A 25,105-nucleotide genomic window follows, 5' to 3' on the forward strand; every position below is an offset into this window, starting at 1 on the left:
TGGGTCACGTTCGGCACGGGCTCGCGCCCGAGCTCACGCCCGAGCCCTCGCCGCGTCACGCTGTTCCCCGTCGCACGGGCTTGACGTCCTTGGCCCCGGAAAGATCCGGGCACGCGACGCCGTTCCCGTCGGGGTCGAGGCGATTCGGGTCGGCCGGCGCGAAGCGCAGGACCGCCTGTGCGTCCGCCTGGCTCGCGAAGTCCGGGCAGTCGTAGGCGTCGTTGCCGTAGCGCAGGAAGTAGCGGGCGTCGAAGGCTCGCTTCGGCTGCGGGCAGAGCGCGCTGCGGGTGTCGCGAGGACCGCACTCGGACTTCTGTCCTGCGCGGAGCACCGGTTGGGTGTCGCGCGGTTCCGGCAGTCCGCGGCACGCGACGCCGCCTCCGTCGTCGAGGCGGTTCGGATCGCCGGGGTTGGCCCGCAACACCGCCTGGGCGTCCGCCTGATGGGCGAAGTTGACGCAGTCGAAGGCGTCGCCGTGGGTGGCGTACTCCTTCGCGTCGAACACCTCGTTGTTCGGACAGAGCGCGGTACGCGGGGTGCCGGGCGTACACCACTCCCGGACGGGCCCCTGGGCCCCCGCGGGTGCGTCCGACTCACCGCGCACGAACACCACGACGGCCAGCGCCACCGCGATCACCGCGAGAGCCAGCACACCCCGCTTGATCGCGCGGGTGCGCGACTGTCTGTTCACCACTGCCATCACACGCCTCTGCTCATCGTGCCGCCAGCCCTTCCGTTGCGTGCCGCAGCGGACCGACGGCACGCGTCCGTCGGCCCGCAGCAGGCTGGATGCGTGCATTACATCCAGAGCCACACCGGTTGTCAATCATTGACTACCGGGCTGTGGGGCGAGCACCATCTACGCAAGTGCGGCACCGCCATGCCGGAAACCTGGCAGATGCCCAGGTGTTCTCCGCCATCGCCTGATCCCACCGGGCGCCCCGTGCGGCAGCCGCCGCCAACCCGATCAACGAGGAGTCACAGATGCGACGCAAGCTCAGAAACACCCGGAGCGCCCCGAACTCCGGCTCCACCACCATCCGCCGGATACGGAAGGCGTTCGCGGTGGGCGCCCTCACCACGGCGCTCATCGCCGCCGCACCGACGGCGTTCGCCACGACCGACTCGCAGGTCGGGGTCGCGAACAACATGTATCCCGCCTTGAAGGAGATGAAGGGTACGATCGCTTCGCTCCAGTCGTTCACGCCGTTCGTGGCGAACACCGCCTCGCAGGTCGGCGGGTTCTGGAACAAGCCGACGATCGATACGTCGACGATGCGCGGGATCACCTCGGGCAGCCTGCGTCAGCAGCTGAAGAGCGCCGGCCCCTACACCACGTGCAATCCATCCACTTCGGACAACTGCATGAACGGGCCGCTGCACATCGACGCGTTCCTGTCGGCGGACGAGGCCAACGTGAACGCGGTCATCCCGACCGCGGACGGCGGGACGTGCACGGCGAGCGGAAGCGTCGAGTGCAACGGCGACATCTGGAGCAAGTACCCGGTGGCGACCGGCCGTCTGGCGCTCTACAGCTGTGACGGCGACTGGGCGGGCCCGACCAAGGGCGATGACCCGTCCAACGCCGGCACTCCGCCGCTGGCGCTCGGCTCGGACGTCAATGGCAGCGGCAACGGCAAGGCGCAGTCGCCTCGTTGTGACGCGGCGCCGGTCTCCGGCGGCGCGCCCACGACGATGTCGGGGGTGGTGAACTGGCTCACGACGAGCGGGCACCGGATCGCGGTCGCCGACCCTGCTTCCGCGCCGTTCGGTGCGGCGTCCAAGCAGGCGCTGACCCAGAACGGGTTCACGTGGACCGACAGCGGACCGGGCCAGAACGTGTTCCGGGGAAGCGCGTGCGACAACGCGGGTACGGCGTGCAAGGTGCGCCTGGAATCGGGCATCAGCCAGGTGCGCGGCGCGGTGACCGCGAACGCCGGGGGGAACACCCAGCTGGGTCTCGTCGCGAAGTCGAATGTCGTGCACGTCAGCTGGACGTCGAGCTCGCTGGACGGCACCACGGGCAATGACCCCAACAGCTGGACCGAGGTCGATGCGAGCGAGTACTCCGGCTACGGGCCCATCCAGCAGTACGGCGTCGCCCTGACCGGCGGCAACCCCGGTGCGGCGGCTGCCTGGAGCGACCTCTTCAACACCCAGTGGGATCTCGACGCCACCATCCAGTCGACCCTCGCCGCCTACGGCTACTAGTTCCTCGACGGCGGTCCTGCCCACCGACGGCAGGACCGCCGTCTTCCCGCCGGATCGGTGACGACCGGCACGGCACCTCGCCGATCGACGGCCGTCACGCCGTCACACCGTCACGCCGTCACGCCGTCACGCCGTCACGCCGTCATGCCGAAGCGTCTCCCCCGTTCTCTTTCCACACACCCTGAGGAGGGTTCCTCACCCATGCACAGATCACCACGCCGGCACCTCACGCCGGACGGCCGCCCCGCCGCGGTCACGCGCGTTCGGCCACGCCGAACCGCCGCGCTCGTCTTCTCGGTAGCGACCGTCGTGATGGTCGCCGGCCCGGCCTCCGCGACCGGCGTCGAGACGACCGCCTTCGGTACCGCCGTCAACCTCGACGACAACGGCCGCGGCAGCTCCGCCGTCGCGATCGGCGATCTCGACGGCGACGGGACGCCGGACCTCGTGACGGCGATCCGCGCCGAGGGCCTCGGCGTGTTCCTCGGCTCGGGCGGTGGCGGTTTCGGCACGGTGACGAAGTACCCGGCGCCGAAGACCGCGCCGAGCGCCTTCCTCGGCTCGGCGGTGATCCGTGACGTCGACGGCGACGGCCACCAGGACGTCATCAGCCAGGACGGGCGCGGCAACGTCGCCCTGGTCTGGCTGGGCGACGGCTCCGGCGCGCTCGGCGCCGGAGCGGCCGTGCAGCTCAACCCGACGCCCGGGTGCGACACCACGGGCGACAACCCGTGTGTCGTACGCTTCCCGACCGACATCGCGGTGGGCGACTTCGACGAGGACGGCGTGCCGGATCTCGCCACGTCCAACACGAACACGAACAACGTCTCGGTCGTACGCGGCAACGGCGACGGCACCTTCGGCGCGGCGACCCACTTCGGACTGAACGGCGGTACGGGCCCGCAGGGCATCGCCGCCGCTGATCTCGACGGCGATGGGCATCTGGATCTCGTCACGTCGAACTCGTCGACCGGCACGCTTTCCGTGCTGCCGGGCGACGGAAGCGGGGGCTTCGGCACGGCGTCGAGCGTCCCGGCCGGCCTGGCGCTGCCGTCCAGGCTCAAGCTCGCCGACGTCGACGAGGACGGCGACCTGGACGCCGTCCTCGTGGCGCCCGGCTCGCCGGGGAGCGTCGCCGTCCTGCCCGGCGACGGCGCGGGCGGATTCGGCACCGCGAGCCTCCTGTCGGCGGGGGCGAACCTCAGCTCCGCGTCGGTGGCCGACCTGAACAGTGACGGCCACGCCGACCTGGTCGTCTCCAGCGCCGGCTCGCACGAGGTCGTCGTGCTGGAGGGCGACGGCACGGGTGCGTTCGGCAGCCCGTTCGCCTTCGGGCTCGACGGCGGTCGCGCCCCGCAGGCCACCGCGACGGCCGACCTCGACGGGGACGGGCGTATCGACGTCGTCACGGCCAACCACAACAGCGCGGCGACGTTCGTCAGCGACGCGTCGGTGCTGCTCAACACGACGAACCGGCCGCCGGTGGCCGCGGACGACGCGTACGGCCACGTCGGCGCGGACACCCCGCTCGTCGTCGGCGCTCCCGGTGTCCTCGGCGACGACACGGATCCCGACGGCGACACCCTGACGGCGTCGGTCGTGACCGGGCCGACGCACGGCACCCTCACGCTGGGCCCGGACGGCTCGTTCACCTACCGGCCCGGCAGCGGCTACGTCGGTAGCGACAGCTTCACGTACAAGGCGACGGACGGCACGTCCGACTCCAACGTCGCGACCGTGACGATCGACGTCTCGGCCGGCTGCAACGGTCTCGCCGCCACGATCACCGGCAACGGCGTCGTGAAGGGTACGAGCGGCGCCGACGTGATCGTGACCGGCAACGGGAACGACAGCGTGAGCGGAAACGGCGGCAACGACACGATCTGCGCGTTCGGCGGCGACGACGCCGTGTCGGCCGGCAGCGGCGGCGACTCCATCGACGGCGGTGACGGCAACGACGCCGTCAGCGGCGGTGACGGCACGGACACCGTCCGCGGCGGGGCCGGCGACGACGCGCTCTCCGGTGGCTCCGCCCACGACCTCGTGGTCGGCGGCGCCGGCAGCGACAGCCTCGCCGGCGGCAGCGGTACGGACGTCTGCGCCGGCGACGCCCACGGCGGTCCGACACTCCCGGGCACGGACACGATCGCGGCCGGCGGCTCCTGCGAGACCATCGTCGAGGTGCCGTAGCCGACGAGTCTTCTCCGGTCTCCTCCGGCTGCTGCCCCCTGAGACCCTGACGTACGTCGCGGGCTCGGCGATCGCGTGGACGCGCGATGGCCGGGCCCGTCTGGCTGTCACCCGTACATCGTCGAGCCTGCCCACGGCTACCGGACACAACTACCGGATACGGCTACCGGGTGTGAGATCAGCCGTTCTTGACCGCCGGCCGCGTCGAAGCGGCGTCGGCGTCGGCATCGGCATCGGCATCGACGGCGTCGAGAAACCGGCGCGTGGCGCGGACGTGTTCCTGCCGCCAGGCGTAGCTCGCGCGGGCGATGTGGTCGCCCGCGGCGTCCTCCTTGGCGCGCAGCGACCCCTCGATCTCGTCGAGGACGACCCGCTGGCGCTCGACCAGGCGCGCCGGGCTGGAGTCGCGGCGCTGGAGCAGCAGAAGCTTGCAGGTGAGCTCGGCGCGGACGTCGAAGAGCTCGGTCACGGGTTCGCTGAGCCACCGGCTGACCGTCGCCTTCGCCGACCGCGTGGCTGCGTAGATCATGCGCTGCGGTCCCCGATTGCCTTCCTCCGAGCCGACCGCCGTGATCAGTCCGCGCTCGACGAGGCGCGTGATCGACCGGTAGACCATCGGCCGCGAGATGTACCAGAACTCGCCGATCTCCGCACCCTCCGCGGTGAGGGTCGAGATGGCGAAGCCATGGCTGGGGCGCTCGGCCATGAGTGCGAGCACGATCCACTCGGCGAGTGGCAGATCAGGTTCGGTCATGGTGACCAGGGTAAGGATCGTCAGTGATGTTTGCGATCCTCTGAACCCGGACGTTCGTGCTCATGGTCAGTGTCGGATCGTCGCCCGTGGCGCACTCGTCGCGTACGGGTCGATCGCGCTCGCGTACCACTGGATGACAGGACCGCCGGCGAGGAGGGCGGTGATGGCGCCGGCGGCGAGGAACACGCCGAACGGGAGGCGGGTCTGGCGGGTCGCCCGCCCTGCCGCCATGAGCACGAGGCCCACCAGCAGGCCGACCGCGCTGCCGGCCAGTACCGCGAAGACGACGTGCCACGGGCCGAGCCAGCCCAGCCCGGCGCCGAGCAGCCCGGCCAGGCGCACGTCGCCGAATCCGAGCCAGGCCGGCCGCATCCAGTGCAGGGCGAAGAAGACGGCGTACGCGCCCGCTCCGCAGGCCGTGGTCACCGCGAGCCGCTGCCACTGGCCGGTGGCCGCCGCGGCGGCGAGGAGACAGACGGCGGTGAGCCCGAGAGTCGGGTAGATCAGCCGCCGGGGGAGCAGGAAGTGCTCGGCGTCGCAGGCGGCCAGAGCGAGCAGCCCGGCGGTGAAGACCAGTGCGGCCGGCAGGACTTCCGACCGGCCGAAGCGCAGTGCCTCGGCGACGAACAGGAGCGCGGTGAGCGCTTCGACGAGCGGGTAGCGCGCGGGGATCCGAACCCGGCACGCGCGGCAGCGCCCGCCGAGCAGTAGCCAGGACACGATGGGGATGTTGTCCCGGGCGGCGATGGGCGTGGCGCATCGCGGACAGGCGGAGCGTGGCCGCACGACCGAGCGGCCGGCCGGGACCCGGGAGACGGCGACGTTGAGGAACGACCCCACCGCGAGCCCCAGCAGACCGATGATCACGACGAATGTGGGTGACATGGCCGGAATAGTGCCGCATCTGACATGTCGTTCGCTACCGGCATGAAAGGGGAGGCCGAGGCGGCCGCGACCCTCGCCACGACCTCCGGCGCGGGCTCCCCCGCGTCATTCCTTGCAGGGGTTCGGCTGGCCGTTGTCGAGTTTGGCCTTCGGCGTGATCTTGTACTTGGGGGCGACCGGCTCGACGTCGTACCAGGTGGAAGGGTTGGACAGGAACCCAGCCTTCACCAGTTCGGCCATGGTGCCGTACGTGCCGCGGTCGCCGGTGGCGAAGTACGCCTCTTCCGCGGTTTCGATCGTGGACTTATCCATCTTGCACGCCGAGCCCTGGCCCTTGTCGTTGATGCCGCGGACGGAGAAGACGACGATGGCGGACAGGACGCCGAGGATCACGATGACCACGAGAAGCTCGATCAGCGTGAAGCCGGCTTCCGCCGTCTCGTTCCGCGCGCGCAGACGTCGGTGCAACTTGCCTTGCAGGTACGTGAACATCTCTCTCCATCTACGGCGGCGCCGCAAGCACATCTCGTGTTAGTTACTGCTTGAGTAATCAGCGGCAGACTACTGAGCGGGCGATAGCCCCACAAGGGGTGACCCTGGCGAGCATGACCAACCTCGGAGGCGTACGGCAGTACGGACCCCGTACGGTAGTATCCGGCTGACTATTCAACGGCTGACAGTCCGGTTGAGTGTGCTCGCAACACAAGATCGGCCGTTCTTCCGGATACGCGATAGGGGTGGGGTTCCGTGGCGAATCGCCGGCTTCTCCGACGCCGCGAGGCGACGACCGATCCTGTGGGCGAACCGGTCCGGGAGGCCGGGGAGGCCACGTCCGGCGCGGCGCAGTCGCGGCCCGCAGGGCAGAAGCGGACCCTCATCGGGGAACTGCTGGTGCAGCGCGGGCTGCTCACCCCGGCACAGGTGGACGAGGCGCTCCTGCAACAGTCGGCGTCGGGCAAGCGACTCGGCGCCCTGCTGGTCGAACTCGGCATGGTCGACGAGCGGTCGCTGATCGAGGCGCTGTCGGTTCACCTCGACGTCCCGGTCGCCGACCTGCGCCAGAGCGACCCCGATCCCGAGGCGGCCGCCCGGGTGCCGGAGGCGCTGGCCCGCTCGCTGGGTGTCGTCGCGGTGCGGCGGGACGGGGACACGCTGCTGATCGCGACGGACGACCCGGGCGACCCGCGCGTGCTCGACGAGGTCGGCCGGGCCGTCGCGCCGGACCGGGTGCGGCTGGCGATCGCGGCCCCCTCGGACATCCGGCGCTCGATCGACAGCACGTACCGGGCGCTGGTCGGCGTGAACAGCCTGGTCGAGGCGTTCGAGGCGACCGAGACCGGCCGCGACGCCGCCTCAGGGGCCAGGGTGGTGAGCGAGGACGCGCCGGTCGTGCACCTCGTCAACCTCATGCTCACCCAGGGCCTGCGCGACCGGGCCTCGGACATCCACGTCGAACCGCACGGCGACCGGGTCCGGGTCCGGTACCGCATCGACGGCGCGCTCCACGACGTCCTGAGCCTGCCGGAGAACATGGGCCCGTCCGTGGTCAGCCGGATCAAGATCATGGCCAACATGAACATCGTCGACCGGCGGCGCCCGCAGGACGGGCAGATCGCCACCGAGATCGACGGCAGGTCGGTCGACATCCGGGTCGCGACCACCCCCACCATCTGGGGCGAGAAGGCGGTGCTGCGGCTGCTCGACAGCAACCGCACTCTGCTGCGGCTGAGCGAGCTCGGCATGCCCGCCGCGACCTACGAACGGTTCGCGTCCCTGCTGCGCTCCCCGTACGGCATGGTCGCCTGCGGCGGACCGACCGGCAGCGGCAAGACGACCACCCTGTACGCCACGCTCGGCGAGCTGAACCAGAGCGAGCGCAACATCACCACCATCGAAGACCCGGTGGAGTACGTCTTCCCCTCGGTCAACCAGATCCAGATCAACGACCAGGCGGGCATCACCTTCGCGACCGGGCTGCGCTCGATCCTCCGGCAGGACCCCGACGTGATCCTGGTCGGCGAGATCCGCGACGCCGAGACGGCGCGTATCGCGGTCGAGTCCGCTCTCACCGGCCACTTCGTGCTGTCGTCCATCCACGCCGCCGACGCCTGCTCCGCGCTGCACCGGTTCACCGACATGGGCATCGAGCCGTTCCTGATCACCTCCACGGTCGCCGGGGTCGTCAGCCAGCGACTGGTACGGCGCATCTGCGACCAGTGCCGCGAGCCCTACCAGCCGGGCGTGGACGAACTGGCCTTCTTCGCCAAGGCCGGAGGGTCGGCCGACAACGGGTTCTGGCAGGGCCGGGGCTGCAACTTCTGCTCCCGGACCGGCTACCAGGAGCGGATCGGCGTCTTCGAGCTGCTCGTGATGAATGACGCGGTCAAGCGGCTGCTCGTCGAGAAGGCGCCGATCGACAGCCTGCGCAGGGCCGCCCGCGAGCAGCACATGGACAGCCTCCTGGACGGCGGTGTCCGTCTGGTCGAGGAGGGGACCACGACCATCGCCGAGATCATGTCCAGCGTGTACGTCGTCTAGCGGCGTGTATGTCGTCCAGCGGCGTGTATGTCGTCTAGCTGCGTATACGGCTCGCCGGCCGCCCTCTCTCCCCCCCACTGACACGAACCTCTGACATCGGAAAGCAGGAGCGCACGGCATGGCCACCTTCAAGTACGTCGCGATCGGCCCGGACGGGCGGCGGGCCACCGGCGTGCTCAAGGGCTCCAGTGTCGACGGCGTGACCGACAGCCTGACCCGGCAGGGCTACGACGTACAGTCGGTCAAGGCCGAGGGCCGCAACCTGCTCCAGCTCGAACTCACCGCGGAGAAGGTGGACCTGGTCGCGCTGAGCAACTTCTCCCGGCAGATGGCCGCCTTCATCAAGGCCGGAGTGCCCCTCCTCGACGCCCTGGAGATCATCCGCGCCGAGGCCAAGGACAAGAAGCTGGGCAAGGTGCTCGGCGACGTCATGGACTCGCTGCGCTTCGGCGAGAGCTTCGCCGCCGCGATGGCCGTCCACGCCAGAGCCCTCCCGCCGTTCTACGTCTCGGTCCTCCGCTCGGCGGAGGCGACGGGTGAACTCGACGTCGTGATGGACCAGTTGTCCCGCTACATCGAGCGCGACGTCGAGGGCCGGCGCACGATCCGCTCCGCCCTGACCTATCCGATCCTGGTGATGGTCCTCGCCGTCGCCGTCGTCCTCGTCCTCGTCATCTTCGTACTGCCCCGATTCAAGCTGTTCTTCGAGTCCTTCAACGCGGAACTGCCGCTGCCGACCCGGATCCTGCTGGGCTTCACCGACTTCGTCACGGCCTGGTATCCGTACATCGTCGGCGGGTTCGCCGCGCTCGTCGCGGCGGTGATCGCCGGTTTGCGGACCGAGAAGGGACGCGTACTGCGCGACCGTCTGCTGCTGGCGCTGCCGGTCCTCGGCGACGTGGTCCGCTTCATGGTCATCGAACGGTTCTGCCGCATCCTGACCTCGATGATCAAGGCCGGCGTCCCCATCCCCGAGGCGCTCGGCCTGGCCGGCGCGGGCGCCAACAACCGGGTGTACGAACGGTCCATCGGGACGGCCCGGAAGGAGATGCTCGAAGGCGGCGGCATCTCCCGTCCGATCGCCCGCACCAAACTGTTCCCCGGGGCGGTCACCCAGATGATGCGCGTGGGCGAGGAGACCGGAACCCTCGACGACCAGCTCGAGAACGTGTCGGAGTTCTACGACAAGGAACTCCAGCACAAGCTCAAGCGGCTGACCAGCCTGTTCGAACCGGCAGTCGTCATCATGGTCGGCGTCGTCGTGGGATTCGTGGCCGTCGCCCTCCTCTCGGCGATCTACGGCGTCTACAACCAGGTCGAGGTCCCGTGACCGGCCCGGCGCACCGCGCGCGGCGCCGCCGCGGCGAAGAGGGCGAGACGCTGGTCGAGGCTCTCGTCGCCGTGGTGCTCGTGGGCATCGCCTTCATGGCCATCCTCGGGGGCATCGGCACCACGATCGTCAGCTCGGTCACACAGCAGACGGTGACCACCTCCGCCTCGGTCGTCCGCAGCACCGCCGAGAAGATCGTCAGTACCCCGTACGTGCCCTGCGCCGCGAGCTACGAGACTCCGCCGCCGCCGGCCGGGTACACCGTGACCGTCGAGATCGAGTACTGGGACGGAGTCGGGGCCTTCGGCCGGTCCTGCCCGACGGCCGACACCGGAGTACAGAAGGTGACGCTCACCGTACGCTCGACCGGCCCACGCTCCGTCAGGGACGCGACCCTCGAAGTCGTCAAGCGGGAGTCGATGCTGTCATGACGACCCAACGGACCTCCGAGCGCTCGGAGTCGGGGTTCACCCTGACCGAGCTGCTGGTCACGATCGTCATCGTGGCGCTCATCGGGACACTGCTGTCCAAGGCGGTCATCCTCGGACTGCGGTTCACGGCGGACACCGAGAAGCGGGTGGCCGCCACCAGCGCGGCGGGCACGCTCAACAGCTACTTCTACGGCGACGTGCAGAGCGCGGACCACGTCACGACCGACCCCGGATGCGGCCTCGCCCCCGTGATCGTCCACCTGAGCCGGACCGGCACCGACATCGTCTACACCTATGACCGGTCGACCGGCGCCCTCCACCGGACGAAGTGCGCCGACGAAGGCGTCGTCACCACGTTGCTGGGCCGGTTCGACCACACCACCCCGACCCTTCCGGTGACGCTGAGCTGCGGTGCCGAAACCTCGTGCACCTCGCCCATGGAGGTAACGCTGACCGTGCGGAGCAACCCCACCGCGCCCCCGACGGCCCTCACCGCCGTCCGACGAGCGAGCTCGTCATGACCGGCCGCCTCGACCGGCGCCGCCCGCGCCACGACGAACAGGGCGCGACACTGATCCTCGCGCTCGCCTTCGTCGTCGTCTTCACCCTGGTCACCGTGGCGGTCCTGTCCTTCGCCGTCACGGGGCTGAAAGCCGCGAGCGCGCACGCCGAACAGGGCGAGCGGGCCTACAGCGCGGACGGTGCCACCCAGCTTGCGATCAAGAACTTCTCGCAGGGCAACCCGTGCGCCGCCTACACCGCCCCGCCGCTCAACGGCCGGCGGATGACCGTCCACTGCGACCCCCTCAACGCGACTCCCGCGACCGCGCGTACGACCCAGCCGCAGGACGCGCTGCGCAGCCTGGGCGAGGAGCCGGGGGACGGCATCGACGTGACCACGCGCGGTCTGCGCGTCCAGGGCAGCGTGTTCTCCCGCTCGGACATCACCACCGGCACCGGCGCCTCGATGGTGGTGTCGGGCGACGTGTCCGCCGTCGGCGCCTGCTCCGGTGCCGTCTCGCAGCCCCAACTGCCCCCGACCCAGGCGCCGTACGCGCGCGGCTGCGCCAACGACACCCCGCCGGCGCCCGCCGACGAGGTCGTGGGCGCCGACCCGGACTACACCCCGCCCGCCACGGCCGTCCCGGTCCGGCAGACGGTGCCCGCGTGCCCCGGCCCCGGCCCCGGTTCCTGGCTGGTGCGGTTGCGGCCCGGCTACTACGACGACGCCCGCGCCCTCACCCGCCTCACCGGCGGCGATTGCCCCGGCGTCGTCGTTTGGCTGCAACCGGGCGTCTACTACTTCGACTTCACCTTCGCCTTCACCGGCGACAGCGGCGTGTGGACGGTCGACGACCCCACGGTCAGCGTGGTCGGAGGTACTCAGGCGGGCTGGGACCCCGGGGCCCCCACCCGCCCCACCGTCCCCAGCCCGGGTGGCTGCGACAGAACGCGGCCCGAAGGCGTCGAGATCATGATGGGCGGCGGCAGCCGATTCCAGGTCGACCGAGGACACGTCGAACTCTGCGCCCCGGTGACCCCGGGCGAGCAGCAGGTGGCGGTGTACGGGGCCCAGCCGCCGAAGCCGTACCACACGCTGAAGCCGACGGCGGTCGTCACCAACACCGGCTTCACCGACCCGGGCCATGCCCTGACCGCTGGAGAACGGCCGCCCCTGCCCGGGTGCGCGCAGCCGACCGGCACCGCGAGCTGCACGGCCGACGCCCTCCTCGACCCGACCCGAGGCCGGTCCGCCTCGATGCAGCTCGCCGGCTTCACCCCGCGCGTACCGCCCGGATCGGTCATCACCAGTGCGAAGCTGCACGTCCGGCACGAGGACGACGGCGACCTGACCGCGCGCGGAGGGGTGAAGGTCACCACCGCCGTCGGCGGAGACACCTGCCGCACCGACGAACTTCCCCTACACACGGCGCTCGCCACCGATCCCCCGATCGACCTGCTGAGCGCGTGCGGGCTGACCGACCCGGCCCGGCTCGCCGGTCTGACGGTGACGTACGCCGCCACCCTGGACGCCGACGGCACCACCGCGACGGAACGCCTGGACGGCATCTGGCTGGAAGTCGCCTACCGCACGCCGACCACGTTCAAGCCGACCGCCGTGACCGCGTCGACCGGGTTCACCGCCCCCGGCACCGACCCCGGCAACGCCCTGGAGATCGGCGAGCAGCCGACGGCGTCGGTGGCGGGCGCGGAACTGACCGCGTCGGCCCCGTCCGCGTCGATCACTCTGGCCGGGTTCGGCCGGCCGCCCCTGCCGCCGGGCTCGACGATCCACTCCGCCGTGTTGCGGGTGGCCCATCAGGAGACGGGGGACGCGGCGGCGCCCAGGGTCAGCGTCACGCCCGGCGGCGGTGGCGGCGGTGGCGGTTGTACTGACTTGCCGCTCACCGCGCGGGCCGGTCTGGGCGACGACCGCGTGGACCTGAAGGTCTGCGGCATCACCGACCCCGCACAGCTGACCGATCTGACCGCGACGTACACCGCTGGACTGGACGCGGACGGAACCTCGGGCGGGAGTTCCCTGGACGGCGTGTGGCTCGAAGTCGTCTACGACCTGCCGCCGCCCCGGCCCGCGACGAGCGCGACGTCGACGACGTTCCTCCCCGCGACCGACGCCCAGGCGATCGACGGCTCCGACACGGCCCGCGCCACACTCGACTCGGCCCAGCCGACCGCCACCATCGACCTCGGCGGTTTCGACACCCCTGCGGTGGCGCCCGGCTCGGTCCTGGACGGGGCCCTGCTGCGCGTCGTGCACCGCGACGATCCCGGGGCGGCCGGAGGACCGCCGCCGACGGTCGCGGTCACCCTGACCGGCCCCGGCGTACCCCGCTCCTGCACCACCCCGAGGAAGCTCGCCGCGCGCCAGGACGCCCTCGGCACCGACACCTTGGACCTGGTCGCCCTCTGCGGGCTGACCGACCCCGCCCACCTGAACGGCCTGGTCGTGACCTACAGCGCCACCCTCGGCACCGGCAGCACCACCGCCACCGCTCAGCTCGACGGCGTCACCCTGGAGCTGGCCCACCGCCCCCCGATCTCGGTACGGCCCATGGCGGCGACCAGCACCGCGACGCCCACCGCCGCGCAGTTCCTCGAACCGCAGAACGCGCGGGAGATCGACACCACGACGTCGACCGCGACGCTTGCCACGGCCACCCCGTCGGCGTCGATCCGACTCGACTCGTTCACGGTGCCTCCCCTGCCTGCGGGGGCGGTGATCGACAGGATCGGGCTGCGCGTAGCGCACCAGAACGACGACGCCACCCCGGCACCACCTGCACCGCCTACCCCGCCGACACCGCCCACAACACGTGCACCTACGGAACCCCCCACGGCCGCGCTGACCCTCTCCGGCACCGGTACCGCCTGCGACGCGAACCACGCCTTGACCCCTCACAAAGAGGCGCTGGGTGTCGACGTGATCGACCTCGGCGCCTGCGGGGTCACGAAGGCCGACCAGTTGTCCGAGCTCGCCATCGACTACGCGGTGAAGCTGGGCAAGGGCAGTACGGACGCCGTCAGCCGGCTCGACGGCGTCGAGCTCGACATCGTGTTCCGGGCCCCGTCCATCCGGCCCCTGTCCGGCTGCCTGACCACGGGCAGCCGCTGCGCGGTGCTGAAGTCGACCGACGACGCGGACACGACCACCCACCACACCCGCCTGGTGATCAACGGCACCGTCTACGCGCCGACCGCCGCCGTCGACCTGTCGATGAGCCGGGTCCGCTCGCAGGTCGTCACCCGCGGCATCATCGCCCGGACCATCGCTCTCGGCATCAGCCCGGCCACCGGCTACCTCCGCCCGGTGATCGGAATCCCCCCGGAGCCGGTGCTGTTCACGACGTATCCGGCCGTGATCGCGAAACCGGCGTCGGTCACCGCGATCAACGGGTTCACACCCCCGGCTCCCGGCGCGCCCGTCGACGTCACGGACGCCACCGTCCCCGGCGGCGGCCGGGCGTCCCTCACGCTCGACGGCTACGCGCCACCGCCACCGCCACCGCCACCGACTGCGCCGACGACGACCGCACCGCTCGACCACGCCATCCTGCGGGTGGCGCACCACGAGGCCGGCGACGTGGAGTCGGTGAAGGTGTCGGTGGGCTTCACCGGCAGCACCTGCACCGGCGCCGGCGCACTGGACGTGCCGGTCCGTCTCGGCGCGGACGGCCCGGTGACCGACCAGATCGACCTGGCACCCTGCGGCCTGACCACGGCCTCCCAGGTGGCCGGACTGACCGTGACCTACACCGTCACCGCCGGGAGCGGCGGTGCGACCGCGCACCTCGCCGGCACCCGGATCGACCTGATGTCCGGCCCGCTCGTCCAGGCCGCCGTGTCCTTCGACGGCCACACCAGCACCGTCAAGCAGTGGACGGTCCTGCCATGAGCCACCCCACCACCTTGGAGACCACCATGTCCGGGCCGAGTTCCGCGATCATCGACCACCTGCTCGGTGAGCTGCGGGAGTTGGGCGGCAGCGACCTGTTGCTCACCGCCGGGTCGGCGCCGTTCCTGCGCGTCGACGGCGCCCTGCGACCGGTCGAGGGAGTCGCGCTGACGGAGGCGGAGGCCGATCGTCTGGTGACCGGGGTGCTGGGCGGGGACCTCACCGAACGGTTCCGCCGCGAGAAGCAGGTCGATTTCGCGTTCACCTGGGGAGAGCGGGCCCGGCTGCGTGGGAACGCCTTCGTGCAGCGCGGCGCGTCGGCGCTGGCACTGCGGATCATCCCGTTCGACGTGCCGTCGCCCGCGCAGCTCGGGCTCCCCCCGGTCGTCACCGGGTGGGCGGGCGTACCGCGCGGGCTGGTGCTGGTCACCGGGCCGACCGGGTCGGGGAAGTCGACGAGCCTGGCGGCGCTCATCGACCACGTCAACACGCACCGGTCGGCGCACATCCTCACCATCGAGGACCCGATCGAGTACCTGCACCGGCACAAGCGCTCGGCCGTCAGCCAGCGCGAGGTCGGCACCGACACCGACTCGTTCCCCGCCGCGCTGCGCTCGGCCCTGCGCGAGGATCCCGACGTTCTCCTCCTCGGCGAGATGCGCGACCCGGAGAGCATCTCCGCGGCCCTGACCATCGCCGAGACCGGTCACCTGGTGTTCGCCACCCTGCACAGCAACGACACGTCGCAGACGCTGGACCGCATCGTCGACGTGTTCCCCGCCGAGCAACAGCCGCAGATCCGGCTTCAGTTGGCGCACACGCTGGTCGGCATCCTCAACCAGACGCTCATCCCCCGGACCGACGGCGGCCGGGTGGCCGCGTTCGAAGTGCTGGTGGGCACGTCGGCGATCCGCAACCTGATCCGCGAGGGCAAGACCCGCCAGATCCGCAACATGGTCGCGACCGGCCACCGCGACGGCATGCAGACCCTCGAAGCCGGCATCAACGCCCTGGTCGCGGCAGGCGCCATCACCTACGAGAAGGCCGTACTCGCCACGGCCTACCCGGAGGACATCCAGCGCCCCTACGTCCCGGTGGGCCACACCTGACCGCTCGGTGGGCGCCGATCGGGGCATACGGGTGCCGATCGAGCCGTACGCGTGAACCGCCGTCCGGTTCTGGGCGTGTCATACCGGAGGCCGCCCGGTTCTCTGCGCACGTCGTGACCATGCGGAATCTGTTGGCGGTACCCGTGCGGTGGGCGCGCCCGGCATGGCGCTGGGGGCGGTCGTGGTGGGTGCCGACCGTCGCGGCCGTCTCCCTCCTCGTGATGAGCGAGATCTCGCAGCTCCTCGGGGCGCTCTCCACCGGTGCGCACTTCTCGTACGACATGGGCGCCCTCACCGGTCCTCCCGGCCTCGTCCCGAACGATCCGAGCGAGCGGATCGACGCGATGAGGGCCTGGACCGCCTGGGCCGAGGCGGCGACGTCGAGCGACTCGGGCAGCGAGGGTCATCTCGCCACGTGGCTCGCCACCCACCTCGCGCTCGACTTCGTCTTCTTCGCTCCCGCCGTCGCCTACGGCCTGTACCTGCTGCTGCACCGCATCCGGCGCTTCCGTGAAGGGCAGGGCACTCCCGGGGCCGTTCCCTGCAAGCCCCGCCACATCAACGTCCTGGTGCTCCTGTTCCTCCTCAGCGACCTGGCCGAGACGGCCACCACCGGCGGGCTCGTCCACGCGGGCCTGGAGGGCCGCGAGGGCGAGATGACCCCCTGGGCGTGGGCCGTCACCGTGCTGTCCTGGCTGAAGTGGGTCTTCCTCGGGGCCGCGGTGTTCCTCGCCGTGGCGGTCCTCCTCGTCGACATCCTGCCCGTCAGCCTGACCCGCTGGTTCGTCCGCTGGCGAAGGGGTGTCTCCGCCCGCTCCCGAGCCTGGACACGGCACCGCGTCCAACTCGCCGCCGTGGTCTTCCTGGCGGCGCTGGTGGTCCTGCCCGCCGGCGGCCCCATGGAGCAGTTCCCCGACATCCAACGCGCCTGGGTCCACCAGGGGGACGACCTGTTCCGGATCGGCGATGTCGCCGGCCCGGCGATCACCCTGCTCGGGCTCTCCCTCGCGATGTGGGTGGCCGGGCGGTGGGCGCTCCTCGACGGCGAGCCGCGCGAACGCCGCAAGGCCCACAGTTCCCCCACCCTCTGGATCGTGTGCGGCGCCTCACTCGTCGCCGTCTGCGGTCTCTGGCCGGTCTTCTCCTCTCAGCCCTGGCAACAGATGATCGGCGCCGCCGCGATCCCCCTCGTCGCGCTGTTGACCGTCCTCGCCGGTCGGGTCGTGAGCCGGCCCGACCCGGAGCCCGGCATCGTGCGGGCGCCGACCTCGAACCGGGCGCGCGTCGAGGGCATCGGACGCGCGCTCGCCATCGTTCCCCTACTGATCGCCGCGCTCGGCCTGGTCCGGTCCTTCGCCCGGCCCGTCCTGCTCGGCTCGCTTGTCGAGGGCGCCGGCATCTCCACCCTCGGCGTGCGGTGCTGGTTCGCTGCCGGAGTCGTCCTGGCCCTGGTCGTGCCGCCCGTCCTCCACGGGCTCTTGCGGCGGTGGGACACGCGCCTGTTCGGAACGGCCGAACCCGCGACCCGGGGCGAGACACGCCGCCGCCGACTGGTGCCGTTGCTCACCGGCGGTGGCCTCCTCGCCGTGACCGCCCTCTTCGGCGTCCTCACCGCGGTGGACCCCGTGGGCTGGGGCTCCCGGCTGCGTACCCTCGGTGTCTTGGCCCTCTTCCTCACCACGGTCGTCCTCCTGTGCGCCGCCTTCGTCCGCCGCGCCGAGGCCCGGATGCCGTACCGCGCGTTCCGCGCGCTGCGTTTCCGCTTCACCCCGATCTGGCTGCCGGTCCTCGCCGTCCTGGCCGCCCAGTCGATGCTCGACACCACGGGCGTCTACCACGCCGTACGCCTCAAGGACCCGCGCACCCTCGAGTCCCCGCCCGTCCCCACGCCCGCACGGCCCTTCTCTTCCGGGGCCGAGTTCGAGGACTGGTACAAGCGGGCCGCGGGGTGCCAGGACGCTCTGCCCGCGAACCTCACGGGCAACGCGCTCCCCCTGCTCCTCGTGGCGGCGGCCGGCGGCGGCATCCGGGCCGCGTACTGGACCGGCTCCGGAATGGACCGCCTCGCCGGCGCGTCCCCGTGCGCCGCGACCTCGGTCTTCGGACTCAGCGGCGTGTCCGGCGGCAGTCTCGGCCTCGCCGCGTACACCCTCGACCAGCGGAGGGGCGGCGAGGGAGGACGTACGACCGCCGGCAGGGGAACCGGCCGGAAGATCGTCCGCCGGCTCGCCGACGAGGACGCTCTCGCCGCGAACATCGCCGCCCTCCTCTACCGGGACGGCACCCGTGCCCTCCACGGTATGAACCGCATGCTCGACCAGGTGGTCGGCGACCGCGCCTCGGTCTTCGAGCGCGCCTGGGAACGGTCCTGGGCCGGCGAGGACAACGCCTGGGAGCAGGACTACTTCGCCGTCACCGCACAGGCGCCGCACGAAGGGGACCAGGCGGGGGCGGCCGGTCCGGTCCTCATCCTGAACGGAACGGACGTGCGCTCCGGCTGCCGGATCGCGGTCTCGGCCCACCGGGCGGCCGGCGGGGCGGCGGGCAACGGCGCCCTGCGCTGCCAGAAGGCGGTGGTCTCCCACACGGAAGCGGATCCCCAGTTCACCACCGCGACCGTCGACGCCATGGGCTACACCGACGCCGCGGACTGTGACACCGGCGGCGCGGGGCTCCGCATGTCCACCGCCGCCCACCTCTCGGCCCGTTTCGCCTATGTCTCGCCCAGCGGCACGATGTACCGCTGCGTGCCCCGCGCGGCCGACGGCGACGGCACCGAGGCCGAGGCCAAGGTCCTCTCCTCCATCGACGGCGGCAATCTGGAGGGCAGCGGCATTTCCGCGCTCCTGGAGCTCTGGGCCGCCGTCGAGCCCACCGTCGCGGAGCACAACCGGCAGGTCACCAGGGAGAAGGGCGCCGGCAGACGGTACGTCGTCCCGCTCCTCGTGTTCCTCGACAACCACTACTCCGTGAAGACGCCCGCCCCCAGACTCGTCCCGGTGGACGAACTGCTCGCTCCCCTGACCGGCCTGAAGGCCGCCAAGGTCGCCGCCCGCTCGACCACGCTCCAGCAGGCGGCGCTGATGCGCTTCTCCGGCCCGCCGCCCGGCCTCGGCCCGGACACCGAGGTCACGGTCGGCGGGGAAGCGGCCTCGGACGCCCGGAGCTTCCTCGTCGCCCCGCGCTCCCAGCCCGAGGTGACGGCGCCGCTGGGCTGGGTCCTCTCCGATCTGACCATGGCTTCGATGGACAGTCAGATGGGCACGCTCGCCCGCGAACGGAACCCGCGCGCCCCGGACATGACGGCCGACGCCACCTCGCTGACCGCCGGTGACCTCTACGCGGCTCGGGACCTGCTCGCCAAGCCTCTCGACGTCTCGTGCCCCTGGCATGCTCCCCTCCTACCCCCTCGCTGTTAGGCCGTCCCGTGGTGTCCGGTCAAGGCTTCCGCGGGTCGTGAAGGGTGTGCTCTCCGGTCAACTCCGCCACGACAGGTAACGGATCGGTCACGTTCCGTGCGGGCCTGTCTCGTCGTCGGAGAGGCTCACCGGCGCCGGCACCACTCCGCGCGCCGGCACCCCGCCGGAGGCGCGGGCGCCGAGAACCGGGCGTCCTCGCCGCCGGAACCGGACCGACGGAGGACCGACCTTGACCCGCACACGCCGCAGGACCGCCCGCGCCCTCCTCACGGGGGCCATGGCCCTCGGACTCGTCACCACGGCCACGGCGGCCGTCCACGCCGGGGCGCCCCGCGCCGCCGCGAGCCCGAGCACCTTACGCACCGCGTCCGCGGACGCCGACTGCTCCGGTTCCGTCTCCCTCTACGGCGCCCTCGCCGACGGCCGCCTGACGTACTCCCAGATCGACCCTTCCAGCGGCAACCGCGTCAAGACCCACATAGGCCCTGATCTCGGCTTCCGGCCCAAGGCCCTCGCGACGCTGAACTTCAACACCGTCCTCGCCACCGACGCGTCCGGAACCCTGTACCGGATCGACGTCAGGACCAACAACCTCTCCCTCGCCCTGATGAGCGCGCCCACCCCGATCGGGACGGGCTGGACCCATGACAAGCTCGTCTACGACGGCCACGGACATCTCTACGGCACCGCCGACGGCGTGCTGCTCCAGTACCTCGTCTCTCAGCCCAAGCCCGCCGGATCCCAGCACATCGGCCAGCGCCGCGAGATCGGCGGCGGATTCGTCCTGAAGGCGCTCACTTCCACCGGGGACGACCGGCTCCTCGCGAACACCGCCGACGGGCGGCTGCTGGAGTACCGGATCGACGCCGCGGGCGACTGGACCGGGAAGCAGCTCATCGCGTCCGGCTGGTCCGGCTTCGGCAAGCTCCTCTCGCCCGGCGGTGGCCTCTACTACGGCGTCACCTCGGCGGGGGGCATGTACTGGTACCAGGACCTCAACCCCGACGACGGCTCGGGCAGCGACATCGTCTACCACAACGACGATCCGGTCGACGTCTCCGGCTGGGCGCAGACCCTGCTCTCCGCCGAGCCGGAGACCGCCGAATGCGTCGGCCGGCAGTACGCGTACGTCCTCCCCCGGTCGGCCGTCGCCCGCGGCGAGCTGGACGACCCGCACCACGACTACGCGGCGATCGACATCCAGGTCCCCATCGGCACCCCCGTGTACGCCGTCACGCGCGGCACCGTCGGACACATCGACGGCGGCTTCGGCAACGGCATCACCCTCACCGACGCCGACGGCGTGACGTACATATACGGCCACCTGGACTCACGGGCCGTCGCCTCCGGAACCACCGTCACCCCCGGCCAGTACCTCGGCGAGTCCGGCAACACGGGCCAGTCCACCGGGCCGCACCTCCACTTCGAGATCCGCATCGGCGGCGTCAAGCACTGCCCGCAGCGACTGCTTCTCGCCCTCTACGACGGCACCACACCACCGGCCCCGAACTCCCTGCCCACCGGGGGATGCTCCTACTGACCCCGTTCGCCGAAATGAGTGGTTTAGACGGTAATTCTCTCACTGGCGAGACGACCCTGTTACGTTGAGTGACGATCATGTCACGCAGATGTTCGAGGTGGTACGGGCGGCGGGAGGTTCGGGGTGCTCAGGGTTCGGCTTGGGGTGTGCCATGTGCTGCTGTGGACGCTGACGCTGATCGTCCTCGTCGGGTGGGAGCCGTCGCCCGCGATTCCGGTGGCGCTGGGGCGTCCCGCCTCGGAGGCGACGGCGGCCGGTTCCACGGCGGCGGACGCCTCGGTGCGGGCGCGGTCGAGCGGGCGGCGGGTGGAGGTGGTCGGCGAGCGGACGGCTACGGGGCAGGTCTTCGCACAGCCGGACGGGACCTTCACGCTCGAACAGCACCTGCGGCCGGTCCGGGCCCGTGACGGGTCCGGGTGGCGTGCTCTCGACACCACCTTGCACGCCCGGCCCGGAGGGTCGGTCGTACCGCGCGGTGCCGCCGTCGGCCTTGAGTTCTCGGGCGGTGGCACCGGACCGCTCGTCCGTTACGAGGCCGACGGCCGATGGTTGGAGCTGAGCTGGCCGGCGCCGCTGCCCCGGCCCGAGCTGAGCGGGGACACCGCCACGTACCGTGCCGTCCTGCCAGGTGTGGACCTCGGCGTACGGGCCACCAGCGACGGGTTCTCCCATGTGCTCGTCGTACGTGACCGGGCGGCGGCGAGCGATCCAGCGCTGGCGGAGCTCCGCTTCGGGCTGCGGACCGAGGGGCTCGATGTGAGCGCCGACGCGGCCGGCAATCTCACCGCCGCCGACGCCGACGGGCGGCCGGTCCTCCGCGCGCCCGCACCGCAGATGTGGGACGCGCTGGGAGCCGATCGCGTGGGCCCGCGCGATCAGGGCACAGCCTCCGCGACCGGGCGTCGGGCGACGATGCCGGTGAGGGTGAACGACAGGACGCTCACCCTCTTCCCCGACAGGAAGCTGCTCGCCGACCCGGCGACCCGGTTCCCGGTCACCATCGACCCCGAGTGGTCCTCGGGCCCGGGCGGCTGGGCGCTGGTGTACGGCGTGCCGGACGGATACCGGAACCAGTCGTACTGGCTCGGCGACGGGGACGGCGTCGCCAAGGTGGGGTACAGCACCTGGGAGCGCCCGACGGTGCTCGCCCGGTCGTTCTTCCAGTACGACCTCCGCGCGCTGGCCGGGAAGCAGGTGGTGCGGGCGGAGTTCAACGTCTTCGAGTCGTACGCGCCCTCGTGCTCGCCCCGGAGCGTCCAGCTGTGGCAGACTGGGGTGGTCGAGCCGTGGACGACGTGGGAGAACCAGCCGTCCGGCATCCGCAACCTGGGCTCTCACCATGTGGCGCACGGTTACTCGGCCTCCTGCCCGGCCAACTGGATCGGCTTCGACGTCACCCCGGCGGCGGTCGACGCCGTGGGCGGCGGATCGTTCGTGACGCTGATGCTGCGGGCCGAGGACGAGGGCGACCGGTACGCCTGGAAGAAGTTGCGCACCGACCCGACGCTGATCGTCACCTACAACTCCCTCCCCGACCCGCCACAGCGGCTGTCCACCGGTGATCTCGGCTGCGGGCTGCAACCCGACGAGCCGTACACGAGGAGCGCCACCCCCACCCTGCGGGCCACCGTGGCCGATCCCGACGCGGGTCCGGTGGCGGCGGAGTTCGAGTGGTGGGTGCGCGGTGAGCAGCGGGTGGATGCCCGTACGACCGTGATGCAGGAGTCCGGTACGCCGTTCTCGGTGACCATCCCGCCCGGGGCGTTCACCGACGGAGGCAAGGTCGGCTGGCGGGTGCGCGGCTGGGACGGCCGGGTTCACGGTCCCTGGTCGCAGTGGTGCGACGTGACGATCGACCAGACCGCGCCCCAGAAGCAGCCGGTGGTCACCTCCGCCGTCTACCCGCCCGACGCGCTGGGCGGCGGGGTGGGTCAGACCGGTGGCTTCACGTTGTCGGCCGACGGCGATCCGGACATCGTGCGGTTCCGGTACGGCCTGGTCACTCCCCCGACCCGGGAGGTGGCCGTGGTGGACGGAAAGGCCCAGGTGGAGGTGACGCCCGGCCGGGGGGAGCCGCACGACCTCTACGTCGTCGGTGTCGACCGGGCGGGCAACGAAAGCAGCCCGACGACCTACCACTTCCTCGTGCGCACCACGCGCTTCCCTCCGGTGCACCACTGGCGGATGGACGGCCGGCTGCCCGCCACCGCGGTCCCGGACGCCGTCGGCTCGGGCGCGGACGGGACCCTCACGTCCGGCGCGACGGCCTGGACCACCGGGCGGGAGGGGGACGCCGTGCGGTTCGACGGCCTCGCCGGGCACCTCGCCATGGGCGAGCGGTCCACTATCCACACCGGTGGCAGCTTCTCCGTCGCGGCCTGGGTGAGGCTGGACCGGCTCGACGGGCCCTGGCGGACGGCGGTCAGCCAGGACGGCGACCGTGCCAGCGGGTTCTACTTGCAGTACCGCAGTGACACGAAGCAGTGGGCCTTCACCGTCCCGGTGGCAGACATGGACCACTTCGGCGGCGACCGGGTGTCCTCGGACATCCCCGTGCGCGCGGGCGTGTGGACCCATCTCGCCGGGGTGTACGACGCGGGCGAGCAGGTGATCAAGCTGTACGTGGACGGCAGGTTCGCCGGGCAGGCCGAGCACCGGACCAAGTGGCACGCGAGCGGGCAGGTCCAGCTCGGCCGCGGCCGGTTCAACGGTGCGCCGGTCGACCCCTGGCCCGGTGCGCTGGACGAGGTCCGGCTCTACGACCGGGTGCTGAGCGACGGCCGGATCCACGTCGGGGACCGGGTGGCGGTCGACAGCGACATCCACGCGCTCGCCACCAGGCCGTCGGTCGAGGAAGGGCGCTGGACGTTCGAGGAGAACAGCGCCGACAGCACCGCCGACTCGTCCGGCATGCGCCGGCACGGCGAGCCCCAGGGCGGCGCGGCCTGGACGTCCGGGCACGCCGGGGGCAGCGCGGTGGCGCTCGACGGCGTCGACGACCACGTCGGCACCGCCGGTCCGGCGGTGCGCACGGACGGAAGCCTCACGGTCAGCGCCCGGGTCCGGCCGAGCGGGCAGGACGTGCCCGCGATGACGGCGGTGAGCCAGGACGGGGACCGCGTCAGCGGCTTCCGGCTCCGCTACGACGGTCCGCGCCGGCGCTGGGCGTTCACCTTGGCCGGGTCCGACACGGACGCCCCCGTGACGTACGAGGCGTCCGCTCCGGCCGGGGCCGTGTCCGGCGCGTGGACGCATCTCGCCGGGGTGTACGACGCCTCGGCCGGCGAAGTGCGGCTGTACGTGAACGGCGTACTCCAGGCGGTGGGGCGTTCCGGTGAGCCCTGGCATGCCTCGGGGCCGCTGCGGATCGGCCGGGCCAAGGACCGGGGAGCCGCGGCGGAGCACTGGGCGGGGTCGGTGGACGACGTCCGGGCGCACTCCGGGGTACGGACCCCGGGGCAGATCGAGGAGGAGGCCGGGGACCCGCAGGAGGGCCGGCCGTTCGCCCGCGACGGGCTGAACCGCTACCTCGGGCACAACGGGGAACACGTCACCACCGGTGGCCGGACCAGCGGCGGTCTCGCCCCGCCCGGCTACCACATGGAGCACGAACTCGGCTGGTTCGCACCGGCGGACGCGCCCGACACCACCCTGCTCTACTCCTGCCTGACCGGTGAGGACCAGTTCAGCTCCGTCGACCCGCTCTGCGAGGGACACCGTCGTCTGGCCGTCCTCGGGCCGGTGTACCGGAACGCGCCGGCCGATGAGGCGACCGTGGCGCTGTACCGGTGCCGTACCCCGGCCGGGGAGCACTTCGACTCCTGGCACCCCGGCTGCGAGGGCCAGGAGACCGAGTTCCTGCTGGGCCATGTGCGGGCGTACGCGCCCCTGGTCCGGCACGTCCAGCCGGACCTGCCGGGGGACCACTGGAGCAGCGTGGGCGGTGTCCCCGCCGGCTACCGGGCGGAGGGCCGTATCGGTGTCCTCTCCCTGGTCGAACTGCCCGACACCCGCCCGTTGTACGCGTGCCTGGACGGCGCGGACGCGTTCAGCTCCCTCGCCGCGGACTGCGAGGGGGGACGGCAGGTCCGGCTGCTCGGATGGATCCGGACCCGGGCGCTGCCCGACGAGACGAGCTACGAGCTCAGACGCTGCTTGGTGACCTCCACCGGGGAGCGCTTCGACTCGACCGATCCCTCGTGCGAGGGCCAGACCCTCGACCTGTCGCTGGGGCACCTGCTGCGCCGGCTGTGAGAGCACCCTCCCCCCTCAGTTGCTGATCGT

Annotated in this window: 15 protein-coding genes; 11 read left to right on the forward strand and 4 right to left on the reverse strand. The window is 71.7% G+C overall.

The annotated features are described in order from the left end of the window. Positions 1-55: 55 nt before the first annotated feature. A complete protein-coding gene (locus ACFXMG_RS11765; protein ID WP_383818838.1) occupies positions 56-691 on the reverse strand; it encodes a hypothetical protein in 636 nt (211 codons plus the stop codon). A 293-nt stretch (positions 692-984) separates the two neighbouring features. Here ACFXMG_RS11765 and ACFXMG_RS11770 point away from each other — a divergent pair, with 293 nt between their 5' ends. Then, positions 985-2,211, forward strand: a complete 1,227-nt coding sequence (locus ACFXMG_RS11770; protein WP_383818836.1) for a hypothetical protein — start codon at positions 985-987, stop codon at positions 2,209-2,211. Positions 2,212-2,412: 201 nt separating this feature from the next. Beyond that, positions 2,413-4,401, forward strand: a complete 1,989-nt coding sequence (locus ACFXMG_RS11775; RefSeq protein WP_383818835.1) for an FG-GAP-like repeat-containing protein — start codon at positions 2,413-2,415, stop codon at positions 4,399-4,401. 178 nt (positions 4,402-4,579) lie between these two features. Here the strand turns inward: ACFXMG_RS11775 and ACFXMG_RS11780 are convergent, their stop codons facing one another. The 3 genes from ACFXMG_RS11780 to ACFXMG_RS11790 all read right to left on the reverse strand — a co-directional run bounded on the left by ACFXMG_RS11780 (position 4,580) and on the right by ACFXMG_RS11790 (position 6,532). After that, positions 4,580-5,155 carry a PadR family transcriptional regulator gene (locus ACFXMG_RS11780; protein ID WP_383818834.1) on the reverse strand — a complete coding sequence of 192 codons (576 nt, stop codon included), beginning with the start codon at positions 5,153-5,155 and terminating at the stop codon, positions 4,580-4,582. Between the two features lie 66 nt (positions 5,156-5,221). Further along, positions 5,222-6,040 carry a prepilin peptidase gene (locus ACFXMG_RS11785; RefSeq protein ID WP_383818832.1) on the reverse strand — a complete coding sequence of 273 codons (819 nt, stop codon included), beginning with the start codon at positions 6,038-6,040 and terminating at the stop codon, positions 5,222-5,224. Positions 6,041-6,145: 105 nt separating this feature from the next. Then, positions 6,146-6,532: a type II secretion system protein gene (locus ACFXMG_RS11790; protein WP_383818830.1), complete on the reverse strand. Its 387-nt coding sequence runs from the start codon at positions 6,530-6,532 to the stop codon at positions 6,146-6,148. Between the two features lie 303 nt (positions 6,533-6,835). Between ACFXMG_RS11790 and ACFXMG_RS11795 the strand changes: the two genes are divergently transcribed. The 9 genes from ACFXMG_RS11795 to ACFXMG_RS11835 all read left to right on the forward strand — a co-directional run bounded on the left by ACFXMG_RS11795 (position 6,836) and on the right by ACFXMG_RS11835 (position 25,075). Beyond that, positions 6,836-8,578 carry a GspE/PulE family protein gene (locus tag ACFXMG_RS11795; RefSeq protein WP_383818828.1) on the forward strand — a complete coding sequence of 581 codons (1,743 nt, stop codon included), beginning with the start codon at positions 6,836-6,838 and terminating at the stop codon, positions 8,576-8,578. Between the two features lie 118 nt (positions 8,579-8,696). Next, positions 8,697-9,908, forward strand: a complete 1,212-nt coding sequence (locus ACFXMG_RS11800; RefSeq protein WP_383818827.1) for a type II secretion system F family protein — start codon at positions 8,697-8,699, stop codon at positions 9,906-9,908. Next, positions 9,905-10,339: a type II secretion system protein gene (locus tag ACFXMG_RS11805; protein WP_383818825.1), complete on the forward strand. Its 435-nt coding sequence runs from the start codon at positions 9,905-9,907 to the stop codon at positions 10,337-10,339. Before ACFXMG_RS11800 ends, ACFXMG_RS11805 begins: the two co-directional genes overlap by 4 nt. Further along, positions 10,336-10,860, forward strand: a complete 525-nt coding sequence (locus ACFXMG_RS11810) for a type II secretion system protein (RefSeq protein ID WP_383818824.1) — start codon at positions 10,336-10,338, stop codon at positions 10,858-10,860. Before ACFXMG_RS11805 ends, ACFXMG_RS11810 begins: the two co-directional genes overlap by 4 nt. Then, a complete protein-coding gene (locus ACFXMG_RS11815) occupies positions 10,857-14,753 on the forward strand; it encodes a hypothetical protein (protein WP_383818823.1) in 3,897 nt (1,298 codons plus the stop codon). The genes ACFXMG_RS11810 and ACFXMG_RS11815 overlap by 4 nt, the downstream gene beginning before the upstream one ends. Beyond that, a complete protein-coding gene (locus tag ACFXMG_RS11820; RefSeq protein ID WP_383818821.1) occupies positions 14,750-15,862 on the forward strand; it encodes a type IV pilus twitching motility protein PilT in 1,113 nt (370 codons plus the stop codon). The genes ACFXMG_RS11815 and ACFXMG_RS11820 overlap by 4 nt, the downstream gene beginning before the upstream one ends. A gap of 188 nt (positions 15,863-16,050) precedes the next feature. Next, positions 16,051-19,281 (forward strand): hypothetical protein, encoded by a 3,231-nt coding sequence (locus tag ACFXMG_RS11825; RefSeq protein ID WP_383818820.1) that lies wholly within the window; start codon positions 16,051-16,053, stop codon positions 19,279-19,281. 277 nt (positions 19,282-19,558) lie between these two features. After that, the gene (locus ACFXMG_RS11830) at positions 19,559-20,821 is read left to right on the forward strand and encodes a M23 family metallopeptidase (protein ID WP_383818887.1); all 1,263 of its coding nucleotides are present in this window, start codon (positions 19,559-19,561) and stop codon (positions 20,819-20,821) included. 153 nt (positions 20,822-20,974) lie between these two features. Beyond that, the gene (locus ACFXMG_RS11835) at positions 20,975-25,075 is read left to right on the forward strand and encodes a LamG-like jellyroll fold domain-containing protein (RefSeq protein ID WP_383818818.1); all 4,101 of its coding nucleotides are present in this window, start codon (positions 20,975-20,977) and stop codon (positions 25,073-25,075) included. Positions 25,076-25,105 lie beyond the last annotated feature (30 nt).

It is taken from the genome of Streptomyces sp. NPDC059201 (assembly GCF_042754585.1).
Lineage (GTDB): Bacteria > Actinomycetota > Actinomycetes > Streptomycetales > Streptomycetaceae > Streptomyces.